A 353-nucleotide genomic window follows, 5' to 3' on the forward strand; every position below is an offset into this window, starting at 1 on the left:
CGCCAGTAGTCGGCACCCGACATCACGAGGTACACGTCCTCGTTCTTGTCGACGGTGACCATGCCCTTGGGATCCAGCTTGTATTTTTGACCGCTCGCGATGCTCGGATCGACTGCGATCAGCTGCGTGCCGACCACGTTGTTCAGGGCGGTGGCCTTCTCGAGGATTTCCTTCTTTTCGGAGCCGGAGGCGGAGTTGAGCTGGCTGATGAGGTCCTGCTTGATGCCTTCGGGGATGTTCTTCATCTTGCTGATGTCCGAGGAACTGGATCCTCCACCCCCGCCGGGCAGGCTGATACAGCCGGTCAGGCCGATGGCTGCCAGCACCAGGGACGAGGCCGCCGCGAGGGTGCG

1 pseudogene is annotated in these 353 nt (G+C 62.0%); it reads right to left on the minus strand.

Annotated elements, in window-relative coordinates:
* Positions 1-353: pseudogene (locus tag QP415_RS10985) on the minus strand (hypothetical protein); the annotation flags it as partial.

The sequence above is a fragment of the Pauljensenia sp. UMB3104 genome (genome assembly GCF_030217285.1).
In the GTDB taxonomy this organism is placed as follows: Bacteria; Actinomycetota; Actinomycetes; order Actinomycetales; family Actinomycetaceae; genus Pauljensenia.